Here is a 14,583-nt window from a genome sequence, read left to right on the forward strand (position 1 = left end):
AGAAGGAAGGGAGCCGAACATGAGTACCAAATTGATATTGTTGGATCAACTGGCTGCCTGTCATCATGACAAGAGCTGGTTTGTCCCGCTGGACGAGATGTTACGTGATGTAACCGCTATGCAGGCCTTATGGCTGAATGATGAGGGGCAATCCATCTGGAGGTTGGTGAATCATATGACTTTCTGGAATGAAACTTGGTTGGATCGATTCATTAAGGGTGAAGTGGTTATGGACAAGAGCATAAATAATGATGAGACGTTCATTGTTGACCCATCCCAGGTAAGTGAAGAAGATTGGCAGAAAAGCATTGCACACATTGGTGCAACATTTAGTCGCTGGATACAGGCTGTAGAGGATAGTGATGAAGTAAAACTGGGGACGCCCATCCCCTCGTACTTCAATGCCCCATGGTGGAATGTGATATCCAATGTGTGTATTCATAATGCATATCATATTGGACAGATCATGATGCTGAGAAAGAAATTCAAAGATCCAGCAGAATGAAGCCGTACTTGATTTAAAGGAGTAGCGCCTGTAAAACCGAATATATATGTGAGCAGTTTTATACCCTGTGGCTCGGATAGATTAAAATTTCCAATAAGACGTTAAATTATATTTTGAGGAGTGTATGGATGAAAATTGGTTTCCTAATTGTGGATATGCAAGAGAGTATTGTACGAGATAAGTTAGATCAAAAAGCAATAGACCGCGCTTGTGAATATATCAATTATGTTGCAGACGTGCTGCGTTCGAGCGGCCATGTGGTCGTACATGTACAAGATGTGGAAGGTATGGAGGATTCAAATTCTGAGGCGTATCGTATTATCTCTGAGGTGGATGTGAATGAGAAGGACCTGACTATTGCGAAGGAAAGTTCCAATGCATTCTGGCAGACAGACTTGGAAAAAATTTTGAAGAGCCACGGTGTTGAGCTGTTGATCATTGCAGGGTTTGCCGCGGAGGAATGTGTGTTATTTACCTATAATGGAGCGATGGAGCGAGGATTTAGACCGGTCATGTTGCAAAATGGGACTCTCAGTACGCATCCCGAAGCGGTGATTTCAACCTACAGAGACCGGAACGTGATTTCTTATCCTGTCGTTAATTATCTAAGCAAATAATTGCTGGTTAATTAAGATATCGTTGATTACTGTAAAAATGGAGGTGATGGCTTTGAATATGCTTATCATCGCTTTGGTCATGTGGCTTGCAGTAGGGTTAGTACTACTTGTTCAGGGGTTAAAGAAAAAATCCCCACTTACGCTGTTTTTCGGTGTGATATCGATACTGGCTCCCATACTTACATATATGGGTTGGCTGAATTTTTTACCTTTTGTTAGCCCAGCTGCACTTGCCATCGCATACCTTGGGAAGAAAAAAACAAACGACAAATATGCCTAAGCGGACTCTGTAAAGGGTCTATTTTTTATGCAAAAGCCTTTCTCCAGGTGTGGGTACTTCATGGTTTAAATCAAACTTTGCCTATATCTGCGGTAGTTGAAACGATATATTGGGGGCAGGACACAACAATCGTGCTGTATACATCGATAAGGATGAGCGTACAACACATGATAAGGGAGATGTGCAATGATGATGAATGTACAAATCACGAGTATTTTGACAGAAAATAAGGAATTATTTCTTAACCTCTACAACTTGTATTTATATGATCTGTCCGAATTTACGGGGGAGGAACTGCTTGAAGAGGGAAAATACGATCCAACGAATACCTATCTCTATCTTGAACGAGCGGAATTACATCCGTTTTTTATTCAATATGAGGGGAAGGTTATCGGATTTGTGCTGGTTTGCTCTCCTCCATATGTAGATGATGATGTAGATTATACGGTACAAGAACTGTTTCTGGTCAAAAAGTATCGTGGACAAGGATTGGCAGCTCAGGCTGTTGATTTGGTGTTTGCACAATTTCAGGGCAGATTCAAAGTGGAGCAACTGGCTAACAACCAATCCGCTGTTTCGTTCTGGAAGAAATACTATGAACAACATCACATTGAATATGTCGAGTCTGAATATAGCATTGAAATCGAGAATGTCGCTGGCAGCCATCGAATTCTGTCACAGACATTTGTATATGCAAGAACAGACTAGATTTATGTGAATCGTGATAGGAAGGAAGATTAATTTGATTATTATATTAGCTTCAAAAGGCAAGTCCAATTGGATTTCAGGAATATTTCAGGCAGAAGAGGTAGCCGTGCAGTACATGGAGCTAATACCAGAAGGGCTGAAGGTACATCAAAATTTGATTCATGTAGAGGACTTGAAATATCCTTTTTATATTATAGAGAGTCAAGGCGACTTTCAGTTTCTAACTAAAGATGAAGTGATTGCACTTTTCAATAATACGGACGTGTCAGAAGACGAAGATGAGGTGCTCTTCAATATCTACATGATCGACTCAGATTACAGACCGAAGAAGCCGGGCACAGACTATATGGGCATACTTCATCATGATCATGTGACCAATGAATTTATTGAGAAGTACAAAGAAGAAGGAACTGAGATTCTGGTCAAAAGAAGGATCTTTTAGATGTAAAGTTAACCGTGTTACTATTTCAATTATCTAACTCTATACTTAATTAGATTCTGTTTGCCTTCCTTCTTTGGGAGTCAAAAAGGATCTTTTTTTGTATTTTGTCTATTTTCAAAAGGAGTTGCAAGTGCACAATTCTGAACTTAAAACCACTTCGCATTTACCAATACATGGGTTATGATGAATGAAAAGGGGACCACGAGAGAAACGAGGGTCGGAAAGCATGCCTATTCATAATTTTGTTGTTGAAAATAAGTCCAATATAAGTGAATTGATCTACACCTCCTACTCATGGGATGCTCATGGGGTTATACATAAAAGCGGACTAATGGCAGAGGAACATGCTTACTTGGAAGATGAGTTCATTTCATACAATCAGGATTCTCTTAACTGGTTGAATACGTGGAATCCATCTACCTGTAAAAGATGTAGTGGACTGAACAACTATGGAATAACTGTTATTGAAGAAAAAGATGCTTTGTCGAAGTTGCATCAACTGATTCACGCATGGGTTGGTGTATTCAACCTTGCTCCCAATCAGATCAAGCTTAGAGGGGATTATTGTTTTGATGGAAATAAACAGAGGGGCTATTACGAGGAACTTCTGTATAACAGAGTTGAATTGATAAACGAATTAAATAAACTTTCCAATATGGCAAAAAACGCTGAGGTAAGTGAAAAATGCATTGTGCATTTTGGTATTTGATCTTCTAAAGTGAAATTTTCTTATGGAACATAGCTGCTGATTATGAGGAGAAGTGAACCATTTGAAAAGAGACGAGAAAAGAGGTGTAGAAATGGAACAGAACAAAATTTCAGCATACCAAACATTAATATATCAAGCTTTTTTAGATATACGTGTGATTGCATCCAAGTTAGCATATTCCTCAATTGAAGAGGTTGAGGATACCAAAAGAAATGGTTTGCTCATATTTTATATGACAAACGCTTTTCACAATCTTGCACTATCATTTGCTGAGGGCACAAATTCAATTTATGAAGATGACTTCTGGAGTAGAATAAAGTATATTAATGAAAAATTTCCTGAGTCGACACAGTATAAAGACATATTTAATCAGTTGATTCAAAATTCAGATGGTTAAAATATGAATCACTCAAGTCATACATGTAAGTTTGCAGTAGTAACCCATCATCCTTGGCATATGAAAGAGTAAAGGAGAGTCCTATGAACCAGTTTTCAGTGCCTGAGTCGATTGTGGATTCTGTAGAATCATTAAGAATGACAAACACCTCGACTCAAATTTTTTTTGAGCTTTTAGTTCTAAGTGGGTCGCAGACTGCAACAATTGATCGAGAAAAAGAATTTATCATTTGGCTTGCGCAACACGACCAAAATTGTGTAGGCCGTGGGAACGTTGGGTTTGATATGGATGAAATGCCATGGACAGAAGAAGATTTTTATCCTATGAAAAAATTCTTGTTAGAGACAATCGAAGGGGCGATGCTTAAAACGGGATGGGCTATATTGAATTATGAGCCCAGTGTGCAATGGAGCAACATTACATTTCAGCATTTCTATCAAATGATTGAAAGTTTTGAGCAAAAACATGTAAATTCTCAAAATTACCTCGAATGGATAACACCTTATGAAGGTGACGAGGTGCCAACGATCCCAGAGGGCTATCCAATGTGTAATCAGCATTCGGTGTATTTATCATGTTTTGGATGTATCATCTGCAATTCTTTATAATGTAAACATCTGAGTTTAATAGAGAAAGGAGTCCTTACATGCCGTGGCCCATGGTTCATTTTGCAATCGCGTCGGAATTATTATCTGATCCAACCCCTGAATTTATAGTGGGAAGTCTTGCACCTGACTCCATTCATGTGAGAACGAATGAAAGAGCAGAAAAGGCAAAAACGCATCTTATGCCAGAGGCAGGACGGTTCGCAACAGACGAAGAGCTTAGGGCATCTTTCAATTCCAACCAGCAGCGAGCGAATAATGATCCTAAGTTCATGCATTATTTGTGCGGGTACATTGCTCATGTATATACGGATCGGGTATGGACTTTCGAGATTTATCCTGCATATGAAGTTCATCCGAGTGGACGAAGTATTTATACGGAGGATGTTACGAAGCTGGAATTTATGATTTTGAGAAAAGGGTCTGATGGCCATGATTTATTGAATAAGCTGGAAGCGGGTAAAGCTTTTGATTTAGGTGGATTGCTGGAACAAGAGGTGTATCAATATAGAAAAGAAAAAGTAGACTTTTTAAATAACCTTGAAAATGAGCCCTTAGGTGATTTGAGCATTTTATCTATGGAAGCTATAGAAGAGTTTATTCACACAACAGTCCGGAGACTTAGACAATTGTTTACAAAGTGGGGTGTGTTTGAAGAGTTATGCTGCATTGCTTGAGCAAGGGAGTGATATTTATGAAGGTATACAAGAAACAAGTCCGTAAAATAGTGATAAAAGATATTTTGTTCCTGTACGTTGTGGACGAGCAAGCACAAGACATTATAATCCGTATATTTTCGAATGCGTATAAATCTACATTCGTGGAGTTTGTTATCCCTTGGGAAGATACGTGGGATATATTTGTCAATGAGCCCAAGCTGATTTCGAATCTCATTCAACATGCATTAGATCAAGGATGGGACTGCCGCCAGAAAAATAATCGGATGAAATTCGACAATGCGACAAGCATCATAAGAGTGTTACTGGCAAAGAAAGAAGTCTGATGAAGGGCGGGGTTATATGATCTGATTCACTAAAAAAACTATAATGGAAGCAGAGGTGTCCAAAATGAAAAAACGGATTAGCCTGGCCCCATATAATGAAAAGTACAATCAAGACTTGGCTAATTTTTCGTTAAGTAATGAACAAGTCCAATTTACTGCAATGCCTGCGGAAGTGATGGAGGAGGCATTCCAAAATCCGAACAAATATCCGGTAGTGATTTTAAATGATAAGACTCCGGTTGGTTTCTTCATATTACATAAAAATTCTGAATACGTAGAGGAAAGAGATGCTTCCCGTACAATACTAGTACGTGCGTTATCCATTACGATGGAACATCAGGGGAATGGATATGCAATGGCTGCCATGAGGGCACTGCCTGAATGGGTTAAGCAGCTCGATCCAAAGATCAATGAAATTATTTTAGCTGTGAATGAGGGGAATATTGCGGCACAAAAGCTGTATCTGAAAGCAGGTTTTCTGGATATGGGAGAACGAAAAACGGGCATTCATGGTCTTCAACTGATTTTGCATTATAGAATGATGTAGGCTTTGAACTACGGTAAACAAGACTACATAATTTATGAAAAAGAGGAATAACATGGCGAACAAAGAACTTTACATGAAGTGGAGAGAATGATCCCGCAGTACAATCACCTGAGAATCCTTAGCATATGACTCAAGTGAAGCTCGAATTTACAATTATCGCAAGTAGAGAGGAGCATGTTATTGAAAGTTAAAATCAAACCAGAAGATTTGGCTTCTGAGCAGCTTAGCTGGCTGTGCGTCCAACCGATGTTGATCTCCGTTCGTAGGTAAAGATGTTGCAGAAAAAGTAGAGGTATACCGACAATTACATGAAGGACAACCAGCGTTATTTTTATTCTATTCCTATCATAACCACACCAAGAGCTTGGCGGAGTTTTATTGGTTTTCGGCATATAACATTATCGACATGAAGAGTTGGAATGGAATTAAGAATGGGATGCGCTATTTTAACCAAAATGATATGGTGACTCTGCTAGATGACATTGAGCGTCTGATTACAGATCAAAATAAAGTTGGGGACACATGGCGTGAGGTTCTGCCCACGGATTTGGAGAAAGACCCGATCCTGCTGCAAAGAACGGAAGAGCTATACGCTAGATATCGAGTCACGGCTCAGGAAGCTATTTTACACATGAATGAAATCATTCGGCAAAATCAGGAGATGTATCTGGAAAACAGTTCGGTAATCTGATTCCAGATGACAGTCTGAAAGAGAGACATGGGGGGCTACTCTTGAATGAGTAGTCCTTTTTATCGTGTCTGTACGCTGAAAAAGCAGTACCGATGTAACAAACCTGCAAATTCATGCAACAAAACGCAATACTGTGGGTTTGTCGTGGCTTTGCTTGTAATATGAGTTGTGAGAGGAGGAATAAGGCGTGAAAGTCATTTTTGAAAAAGATATGGCAATGGAAAAAAACACGGCTAAAGTCGTAACCCATCCTGATGAGAAGTCACATTGGAACAGTATGCAAGAAGCGATCTGCCAGTCGGAAACAAAACTTGTTGTCATCAATGCCAAGAACAATCGTAATGTGCAGGTCAAGTTGAGTTCGGTGGTCGCGATTGAATCAGAGGATCGATTGTGCTGTGTACGTGTCTTCACAGGAGAAAGGTATTTGCTCAACAAACGTCTGAAGTTTGTGGAAGAGGATTTGGGGGCATCCCATTTTGTGAAGATCAATAATCAAACGATCATCAACACACGTTTTATTAGCGAATTTTCATCAACAGACCACGCCAGGATCCAGGTTGATCTGAACGATGGTTCCAGTTACTTTGTCAGCCGATTCTATATTAAAAACTTTAGGGGGAAATTATCATGATTAGTCAGCTCAAGCATTCATTTTTTCAGGTTTTTACAATTACTTCGTTGTGGGTGACCTTGTTATTGACGCTATTCTCTAATGGTCAGTCCATTGAAATGGGTTACCTGTGGAATATTGCCGGGATTTCAGCTATTGCCGCTGTATTGTTTGGCGTAATGTACAATGCACTGTGGAACTACTTTACGATGAAACCCGTCTGGAATATCGTCATTTCTTCCACATTTAATATTGCAGGAGGAATGGCGATCGTATGGTTGTTTTCTACAGACATGTTCCTATTGATTGCTCCCTGGTTCCCTGGAATGTGGGTCTTATCCCTCGTACTGCACATTATCGGTTTTTATTTCTATGCTAAAATAGATAGCAGGAAAAAAGCGGAGGAATTAAACAATATTCTGAAGTAAGCAAGGAGAACAAAGAGATGAACGAAGAAGAGATTCTGGAGTTGTACGGTTTAGATCCAGATACCAAACATAGAGAGCGAGTCCGGGAGTTGTTGCAGCAGGAGATCGAGAATCAAGAAGCAGTGGATCATGAGTATCTCAAAACCTTATGTATTATGTTATTCTGCATCGGAAATGTAGAGGACACTGGGCTGATCTGGCAGGCAAAACGTAAGAATCAGGATACGGGCAGTTATATTGATGTGCAGCTTCTGTGTGGTGCCGGTTATGAGAAGACAGTGACTTATTTGGAGCAGAAGGATGGGGATGAAGCGGGAGAACAGTTGAACTATCTTAGACAATGTGAGTTATATGATTTTGTTGATTTTTCCAAAGAGGAATGGGTTTTTAACTATAAGCAATATTATGGTCTTTCTTGATTATGGAGGAATATCGTAGAACATAAATTATACCGTAATATAATCCAGCCTTTAGAGAGATGAGATGATCAAATAATGACAAATGCTGCTTCCATCCAGGAACAGATGCAGATGTGCCAGAAATATAGTGCCGCCTATGTACCCAGTGAACTGCACCATAAGATCGGAATCGCCTGGAACGTCAAGGAGAAGTTGGAACCGATCCACGGAATGCGTATTCAGCCCGAGGGAGATACAACCGGATGGTACATTTGGGCAGAAAAGTACTCGGATGCAGATGATTTTTTTGTGCCTTTACATGTAACGCACATCGATGACTGGGACCCGAAAATCAAGAAGTACCTCGGACTGGCGCCGGGATGGCGGTTTGTGATTGCAGAAGATTATGAGGATGTATGGTTTGACGAGCAGTTGCTTAACAGGTCATAAGTAGAGCAAGAAAGCAGTCGCTGTTCAGATGTTGGAAGTTGGAAAGGATTTATCGACATACCACGCTTTTGTATGATGCAAACATGCAGAGCAGCGTGGTTTTTGTGTTGAACAGAATCGTAAGGAGGGGAGGATTACGTTATTTGGTTCATTCGCAAATTCCACATTATGGGTTATGATGTACCTACAGAGAAAATTTAACATACATAGGAAGTTTTTTGTTAGCGTATTCCAGTGGGAAGGATAGAATGAAAGCCGTTTTCCTTGATTTCTACGGGACCGTTGTTCATGAAGATGATGATATTCTTCCCTTGATTTATAAACAAGTTCGAGCGACAGCGCAGGTGGAGTGTACAACGGATGAGATCGGTGATTATTGGTGGAAGGCTTTCTCAACGTTGTTTCATGCAAGCCATGGCAGCCAGTTTACCACGCAAAGAATGCTGAATGTGCAATCCCTAGCAGAAACGCTTCTCCATTTTCAATCGGATCTACAAGCTGATTTGCTTAATCAGGAACAGTTAGCTCATTGGCGTAACCCGGGCATATTTGCGGATTCAATTCCCTTTCTGCAATCGCTTTAAATCCCTGTATACATTCTGTCCAATATTGATACGGATGACGTGAAAGCTGCAATGAAGGCATAACATTGAAGAGGCCGGAGTGATTACCAGCGAGGATGTTCGATCGTATAAGCCAAGGTCAGAGATGTTTGATGAAGCGATCAAGAGGTATGGTTTGCAGCGAGATGAGGTGATCCATATAGGGGATTCTCTGGTCAGTGATGTACAAGGAGCGCAAAATGCGGGAATTAAGGCTGTCTGGTTGAATCGGAAAGGTAAACCCAAACCGAAACAGATTACACCGGATTATGAGTGCAAAGATCTTGCCGACGTTTTGCATATATTGGAGGGTTGGTTATGAAGAAGTTAACCGCGTTGTCATTATTATTTCTATTCTTAATCGCCTGTCAGGATAAAACAACGAATGAAGCTATGCAGAAACCAACGATTCCAGTGACGGAGAGTGTTACTGACGAAGCAATTCAGCAAAAAGACGATGAAGCAGCAGCGCCCAAAAAAGATAAAGGCATTCCTCCTGTTTACCTTGATGAAACGAACTATACAGGTGATGAACTAGAAATCGTCAAACTGATGAACGTTCGCATGCGTTATATATGGGAAGAGGATGAGAAGGGCTATATGAGCCTTTTTGATCCACAGTCGCCAGTCTCAGGCATGCCAGCTTCAAAAGTTCACAAGGTGATCTCAATGAGCAAGATCAAGATTCGAGAGCAAAAGAAGCTCTATGAGGCACTTGTGATGGTTACTGAATTAAGAGAGAACGGGGAAGAGTTCGGCCCTAGCATGGTGTTTTGGAAAAAGAAAGCGGATGGCGATGCTGCGAAATGGGTCTTTGCAGACATCGATTAACAACAACTGAATTGAATGAAGTTAAGGGTGATGAAATCATGACAAGACAATTGATTCTTATTGAGGGATTACCGGGTTCAGGAAAGTCGACGATTGCCAAGATGGTATCGAATATTCTGATTGAGCAAGGCAAGAAGGTGCAACTCTTTCAGGAAGGGAATCTGGATCATCCTGCTGATTATGATGGTGTAGCCTTTTATTCTGCGGAAGAGTTCAGATCTTTGGTGGATGCTCACGAAGCATGTAAACATATATTGGAGAGCAGAGCTACAGCCTATCAGGATGGTTTTCTGATTCCTTATCGCAAAATGAAAGAGGAGTTTGGAGAGCGTTTCCCCGATCATGTGGTGCAGGAGATATTTAGCAAAGATATATACGAACTGCCTTTTGAACAAAATGTAAAGCTGATCACCGAAAAATGGCGGAGTTTTACCGAAGGCGTGATAAGCGCGGCTGACGATTCCATCACCATATTCGAATGTTGTTTTATTCAGAATCCACTGACTATAGGTTTGGTGAAAACCAATCAATCCAGAGAAGAAAACGTTAAATATGTTTTGGACTTGGAGCGGATCGTTCAACCATTAAATCCACTCCTAATCTATATTCATCAGCAGGACCTGGCACATACCTTTGACAAGGCAATCCAGGAAAGACCCAAGGAATGGTCGGATTGATTCATACACTATTACACGAATCAAGGATGGGGACTCGCAAAAGGATATCATGGTGTTGATGGCACGGTGAAAGTTCTTCAGGCAAGAAAAGAATTGGAGACCGAGATATATCAGCTGCTGGAGATAGACAAACACTGGCTGGACAATTCGAAGTATAATCGCGCTGCTTGCCAGGAGGAACTGGAAAAGATTTTGAAAGGGTAAAGGGTGGATCTTTTGATAAATTCAAATAACAATAACATAACGTATGAAAAAGATAACAATAAATTCAATTTCCGTGTAGCTGGTATCGTTATACATCAGGGGAAAGTTCTCCTGCACACAACAGAACAAGATGATTTCTGGAATCTGCCTGGAGGGCGGGTGGAATTCAACGAAACGACAGAAGCAGCCATTGTGCGCGAGATGTATGAAGAATTGGGTGTTTGTGTACAACCGCAGAGAGTTGCCTTTGTAAGTGAAGATTTCTTTGAATATGATGGGCTGAAGTATCACGAAATTGGATTTTATTATGTCATCACATTACCCGAAGTACATAGGCTCTATGATGAATTGGAATTTAAGGGACTTGAGGATAATGGGAAATTGACATTCCGCTGGTTTTCATTGGAAGAGTTGAAAGGTATGGAGGTTTATCCGGTGTTTTTGAAAAGAGATCTGAGTAATCTGCATGATACAGAGGACATTAAGCATTACGTTCAGAAATAGGAGGAGCATGTGGATCTCATATTTATTCGTCATGGTCACGCTGAACATTTGCTTCAGTATCCTCATCAGCTAAACCAGTTGCATCCAGGACTTACCGAACAAGGAAAGAGACAGGCGACTGAATTGCGAAAGCAGATTAAAATCTTACCGGAAGACATCGTTTTGGTGAGTCCTACGAAACGAACGATAGAAACAGCATTCCTATTAACATCAAGCGACAAACTGACAGTCTGTCCACTCGTTGGCCCAAGAATGTTCCCTGAAAACCCGGAGTTCCCCGTTTTGCGCTGTGATCAGATCTATTCGAAAGACGAATTAAATGCTCAGTATACGGGTTTACGAATTCTTGATTTTGAACTTGATTGCTGGGTGGATGGGATTAATCGGATGGAGGAACATCGATTTGAGATCTATGCTGGACAGCTAATTCAATGGTGCAGAGAGCACGGTGAGAGAATTTTTATCATTTCACATGATGGTACGATAACGAGTTATAGAGCTTTCCTTGGAGAGCAGGGGTTAACCCGAAGCGACTTTCTCGGTGAAGTGGGTCATTACACGATTAGAGATCTGTAAGACAAAATAGAAGGTAGGGATTCCATGAAATCCATTCCATTTTCCATTTTACTGGCTAGTGCCATACTAGGAATATCTTTTATTGTTGGCTGCCTGTTGCTATCAAATCAGGGAAAAGTTAGTGAATCGACTCAGGCAGTGGAACAGGATGTGCCGAACAATAACAAAACATTAATGACGATCCAAGAAACGGCGGAGTATCTGAGCATGACTAAAGAACAGGTGATGGACATTATTAAGGCCGAACAAGGAAGTTTCTCAGCATCGGGTGTCTTTGAAGGGAAAATGTTTCCTTTCATCAAGGTTCAAGATCAGTTTTTTGTCAGTAGAGTCGAGTTGGAATTGTGGGTTCAGGATGCAACTTCAAGTCATAGACGATATATTAACGGACAATTGTATTAAGTACTCTGAAAATTAAGAAAGGGAGAAATTCAGATGACCAAGCTAGTTTTGTTAAGTGATTTATATTTCGAATCTAACCAAGAATTAAATCAGAGGATATGGAGCCTGTTCAACTCTGATCAGCCTTCCATCGGTTATGTACCTTCGTGTTCTGACCCGGATAGAAGATATTTCGAGCAGACGAGACGTTACTATAATCAACTGGGCATCGAAACGATTGATTATTATGATCTCGACCTAGAATACGAGGAAAACAAATTCAATACCATTTTTGAAACCGATGCGATTCATTTATCTGGAGGGAATACATTTTATTTTCTAAGTTTATTGCAGAAGAGAAATGCAATGGGGTTGTTGCGTTCCTATGTGAACAAGGGCGGCATTCTGATTGGGGTTAGCGCAGGCAGTATTCTAACTACACCAACAGTTGAAATGGCCGGATATGGCGAAGATGCAGACGAGAACCATGTTGGATTAATGGACAAGCAGGCTCTGGCACTCGTTGATTTTGAATTCTCACCACACTGGGATGGAACGGAAGAAGCTTTGGATTCGTTAAGAAATTACGCGCTTACCAACGCTACAACAATCTATGCTTGCAAAGATGGTGGCGGGATCGTTATCGATGGTGAAGTGGTAGAGTCATATGGCGATGCATATCGTATAAACTGAAAAAAAAGGTGGGTCACCAATGAATGAAATTACTGTGTATCATTATGATGCTTTTTCAAAGGTTGCCGGTAAAGGAAATCCGGCCGGGGTTGTCTTTCATGCCGATTCGCTCAGTGAGGAAGCGATGCAGCAGATTGCGCATAAAGTTGGCTTTAATGAAACAGTCTTCGTGATGAGTTCCGAGTTGGCAGACGTTAGATTACGATATTTCACACCGGGTCATGAGATTAATCTGTGTGGGCATGCCACAATGGCATCCATGTATGGGTTAAAGACTAGAGGGCTACTGGAGGATAAGCATTCGATTACCATTGAGACTAATGTAGGCATACTACCGATTCAGTTCCAGCAGAATGGCGATACGATCAACATTGAGATGAAGCAGGATCAACCCCGTTTCCTGCCCTTCCAAGGTGACATAGAGAAGCTGGCAAATTCCATAAATCTAACCATGGATGATATTGATCTATCCACACCCATCGTCTATGGAAGTACAGGCACCTGGACGTTATTGATACCGATTCGCAAACTGAACTCTTTCCAACAAATGAAACCGGATTCTTCTCTATTTCCTGAGATATTACTTGAAAATCCCAAAGCTTCTTTGCATCCATTTACTCTGGAAACCCGCGATTCAGATGCTTTAATGCATGCCAGACATTTTTCTTCGCCCTTTTCGGGTACTACGGAAGATCCGGTTACGGGAACAGCATCCGGTGTGATGGGTGCTTATTATTTGGCGTATATGAATCCTGATATGGATCAGGCTCATTTTGTTGTGGAGCAAGGCCATGAGATTAACAGAGATGGGAAAGTTCACGTTAGTGTGGTCAGGGATGGTCAGGATATGGATGTAAGAATTAGAGGGACGGCTGTTTTTGTGGAGGAAATGAAAGTGGAATTGGATACGTAACAACGTAAATAAAGGAGTGGATTTAAGTGGATGAACAGGCGGTACTACATACAGTTACTCATTTGTTAGAAGAAGAATGTGCGGATTCCCTGGTGGGAATTTATTTGCACGGGTCCATGGCTATGGGGTGCTTCCAGCCCAATCAAAGCGATATCGATATACTGGTGGTAAGCCGGGAGCAGCTGTCTGTTGATACCTATCGGAGTATTGCGAAGCGATTGATGCACATCGAAAATGAAATGCATATTGTCACTGGGTTTGAACTTAGTATTGTTTTGGAGTCTACGATTGCTAATCTGACGTTTCCGACACCATTCGAATTTCATTACTCTGCGTATCACCGGGAAAAGTATAGAACTGATGATCAATATCTTTGCGGTGGATACGAAGATCCGGATCTGGTAGCACATCTGGCCGTTATTTATGACCGTGGAATTGTGCTTGTCGGCAAACCTATTAAGGAGTTATTTCAGCCCGTAAAACGTGAATATATGCTGGCCTCTATTACATCTGACGTTGGTTCAGCTCTGGAGGAAATAACGGAGAATCCTGTCTACTATGTTTTGAACCTATCGCGGGTTCTATTGTACGTGAAAGATTCGGTAATATACTCCAAGCGAGAAGCAGGCGAGTGGGCACTCATTCATATTTTGCCGAAATACAAGGAAGTTATCTCACAATGTCTCGCAAAGTATAACGGAGAGCTGGAAAGCGTGAAACTATGTGATGATTTGCTTCTGGATTATACGAAGTATATGTTGAACGAAATAAAAGGTTTGGCGGAATCTGGTTGATCCCATGAACAAGTA

The 14,583-nt window shown here is 40.9% G+C and carries 27 protein-coding genes; all 27 read left to right on the forward strand.

The window, feature by feature from the left end; translation table 11 throughout:
- Positions 1-19 precede the first annotated feature (19 nt).
- Positions 20-505: a DinB family protein gene (locus ACFTRD_RS04170; protein WP_379377868.1), complete on the forward strand. Its 486-nt coding sequence runs from the start codon at positions 20-22 to the stop codon at positions 503-505.
- A 128-nt stretch (positions 506-633) separates the two neighbouring features.
- Complete coding sequence (locus ACFTRD_RS04175; protein ID WP_379377869.1) at positions 634-1,122, forward strand: cysteine hydrolase family protein; 489 nt, start codon at positions 634-636, stop codon at positions 1,120-1,122.
- A 52-nt stretch (positions 1,123-1,174) separates the two neighbouring features.
- Complete coding sequence (locus tag ACFTRD_RS04180) at positions 1,175-1,402, forward strand: hypothetical protein (RefSeq protein ID WP_379377870.1); 228 nt, start codon at positions 1,175-1,177, stop codon at positions 1,400-1,402.
- 186 nt (positions 1,403-1,588) lie between these two features.
- Entirely contained in the window at positions 1,589-2,110 is a 522-nt protein-coding gene (locus tag ACFTRD_RS04185) for a GNAT family N-acetyltransferase (RefSeq protein ID WP_379377871.1), read from the forward strand.
- 34 nt (positions 2,111-2,144) lie between these two features.
- Positions 2,145-2,552 carry a hypothetical protein gene (locus ACFTRD_RS04190; protein ID WP_379377872.1) on the forward strand — a complete coding sequence of 136 codons (408 nt, stop codon included), beginning with the start codon at positions 2,145-2,147 and terminating at the stop codon, positions 2,550-2,552.
- 226 nt (positions 2,553-2,778) lie between these two features.
- On the forward strand, positions 2,779-3,261 hold the full coding sequence (locus ACFTRD_RS04195; protein WP_379377873.1) for a hypothetical protein: 483 nt from the start codon (positions 2,779-2,781) through the stop codon (positions 3,259-3,261).
- Positions 3,262-3,322: 61 nt separating this feature from the next.
- On the forward strand, positions 3,323-3,658 hold the full coding sequence (locus ACFTRD_RS04200) for a hypothetical protein (protein ID WP_379377874.1): 336 nt from the start codon (positions 3,323-3,325) through the stop codon (positions 3,656-3,658).
- A gap of 83 nt (positions 3,659-3,741) precedes the next feature.
- A complete protein-coding gene (locus ACFTRD_RS04205; protein WP_379377875.1) occupies positions 3,742-4,266 on the forward strand; it encodes a hypothetical protein in 525 nt (174 codons plus the stop codon).
- Between the two features lie 50 nt (positions 4,267-4,316).
- On the forward strand, positions 4,317-4,940 hold the full coding sequence (locus tag ACFTRD_RS04210; protein WP_379377876.1) for a hypothetical protein: 624 nt from the start codon (positions 4,317-4,319) through the stop codon (positions 4,938-4,940).
- Between the two features lie 17 nt (positions 4,941-4,957).
- On the forward strand, positions 4,958-5,266 hold the full coding sequence (locus ACFTRD_RS04215) for a hypothetical protein (RefSeq protein ID WP_379377877.1): 309 nt from the start codon (positions 4,958-4,960) through the stop codon (positions 5,264-5,266).
- Between the two features lie 64 nt (positions 5,267-5,330).
- Positions 5,331-5,813, forward strand: coding sequence for a GNAT family N-acetyltransferase (locus ACFTRD_RS04220; RefSeq protein ID WP_379377878.1), 483 nt, complete (start codon positions 5,331-5,333; stop codon positions 5,811-5,813).
- Positions 5,814-6,249: 436 nt separating this feature from the next.
- The gene (locus ACFTRD_RS04225) at positions 6,250-6,504 is read left to right on the forward strand and encodes a hypothetical protein (protein ID WP_379377879.1); all 255 of its coding nucleotides are present in this window, start codon (positions 6,250-6,252) and stop codon (positions 6,502-6,504) included.
- A gap of 187 nt (positions 6,505-6,691) precedes the next feature.
- Positions 6,692-7,138 carry a LytTR family DNA-binding domain-containing protein gene (locus ACFTRD_RS04230; protein ID WP_379377880.1) on the forward strand — a complete coding sequence of 149 codons (447 nt, stop codon included), beginning with the start codon at positions 6,692-6,694 and terminating at the stop codon, positions 7,136-7,138.
- The gene (locus ACFTRD_RS04235) at positions 7,135-7,545 is read left to right on the forward strand and encodes a hypothetical protein (protein WP_379377881.1); all 411 of its coding nucleotides are present in this window, start codon (positions 7,135-7,137) and stop codon (positions 7,543-7,545) included. The genes ACFTRD_RS04230 and ACFTRD_RS04235 overlap by 4 nt, the downstream gene beginning before the upstream one ends.
- A 17-nt stretch (positions 7,546-7,562) precedes the next feature.
- Positions 7,563-7,964 carry a hypothetical protein gene (locus ACFTRD_RS04240; protein ID WP_379377882.1) on the forward strand — a complete coding sequence of 134 codons (402 nt, stop codon included), beginning with the start codon at positions 7,563-7,565 and terminating at the stop codon, positions 7,962-7,964.
- A gap of 75 nt (positions 7,965-8,039) precedes the next feature.
- Positions 8,040-8,393: an immunity protein Imm33 domain-containing protein gene (locus tag ACFTRD_RS04245; RefSeq protein ID WP_379377883.1), complete on the forward strand. Its 354-nt coding sequence runs from the start codon at positions 8,040-8,042 to the stop codon at positions 8,391-8,393.
- A 248-nt stretch (positions 8,394-8,641) separates the two neighbouring features.
- Positions 8,642-8,977 (forward strand): HAD family hydrolase, encoded by a 336-nt coding sequence (locus tag ACFTRD_RS04250; protein WP_379377884.1) that lies wholly within the window; start codon positions 8,642-8,644, stop codon positions 8,975-8,977.
- 79 nt (positions 8,978-9,056) lie between these two features.
- Complete coding sequence (locus ACFTRD_RS04255; RefSeq protein ID WP_379377885.1) at positions 9,057-9,317, forward strand: HAD family hydrolase; 261 nt, start codon at positions 9,057-9,059, stop codon at positions 9,315-9,317.
- Positions 9,314-9,826: a hypothetical protein gene (locus ACFTRD_RS04260; protein ID WP_379377886.1), complete on the forward strand. Its 513-nt coding sequence runs from the start codon at positions 9,314-9,316 to the stop codon at positions 9,824-9,826. Before ACFTRD_RS04255 ends, ACFTRD_RS04260 begins: the two co-directional genes overlap by 4 nt.
- Before the next feature lie 38 nt (positions 9,827-9,864).
- Entirely contained in the window at positions 9,865-10,503 is a 639-nt protein-coding gene (locus ACFTRD_RS04265; protein ID WP_379377887.1) for an adenylyl-sulfate kinase, read from the forward strand.
- A 66-nt stretch (positions 10,504-10,569) separates the two neighbouring features.
- Positions 10,570-10,707: a hypothetical protein gene (locus tag ACFTRD_RS04270; protein ID WP_379377888.1), complete on the forward strand. Its 138-nt coding sequence runs from the start codon at positions 10,570-10,572 to the stop codon at positions 10,705-10,707.
- A 12-nt stretch (positions 10,708-10,719) separates the two neighbouring features.
- The gene (locus tag ACFTRD_RS04275) at positions 10,720-11,211 is read left to right on the forward strand and encodes an NUDIX hydrolase (protein ID WP_379377889.1); all 492 of its coding nucleotides are present in this window, start codon (positions 10,720-10,722) and stop codon (positions 11,209-11,211) included.
- 9 nt (positions 11,212-11,220) lie between these two features.
- Positions 11,221-11,787 (forward strand): histidine phosphatase family protein, encoded by a 567-nt coding sequence (locus tag ACFTRD_RS04280; protein ID WP_379377890.1) that lies wholly within the window; start codon positions 11,221-11,223, stop codon positions 11,785-11,787.
- Between the two features lie 24 nt (positions 11,788-11,811).
- Positions 11,812-12,189 (forward strand): hypothetical protein, encoded by a 378-nt coding sequence (locus tag ACFTRD_RS04285; protein WP_379377891.1) that lies wholly within the window; start codon positions 11,812-11,814, stop codon positions 12,187-12,189.
- 33 nt (positions 12,190-12,222) lie between these two features.
- The gene (locus ACFTRD_RS04290) at positions 12,223-12,861 is read left to right on the forward strand and encodes a Type 1 glutamine amidotransferase-like domain-containing protein (protein ID WP_379377892.1); all 639 of its coding nucleotides are present in this window, start codon (positions 12,223-12,225) and stop codon (positions 12,859-12,861) included.
- 19 nt (positions 12,862-12,880) lie between these two features.
- Positions 12,881-13,774 (forward strand): PhzF family phenazine biosynthesis protein, encoded by an 894-nt coding sequence (locus ACFTRD_RS04295; RefSeq protein ID WP_379377893.1) that lies wholly within the window; start codon positions 12,881-12,883, stop codon positions 13,772-13,774.
- A 26-nt stretch (positions 13,775-13,800) separates the two neighbouring features.
- Positions 13,801-14,568 (forward strand): aminoglycoside adenylyltransferase domain-containing protein, encoded by a 768-nt coding sequence (locus tag ACFTRD_RS04300; RefSeq protein WP_379377894.1) that lies wholly within the window; start codon positions 13,801-13,803, stop codon positions 14,566-14,568.
- Positions 14,569-14,583 lie beyond the last annotated feature (15 nt).

It is taken from the genome of Paenibacillus sp. NPDC056933, from assembly GCF_042674385.1.
GTDB lineage: Bacteria > Bacillota > Bacilli > Paenibacillales > Paenibacillaceae > Paenibacillus.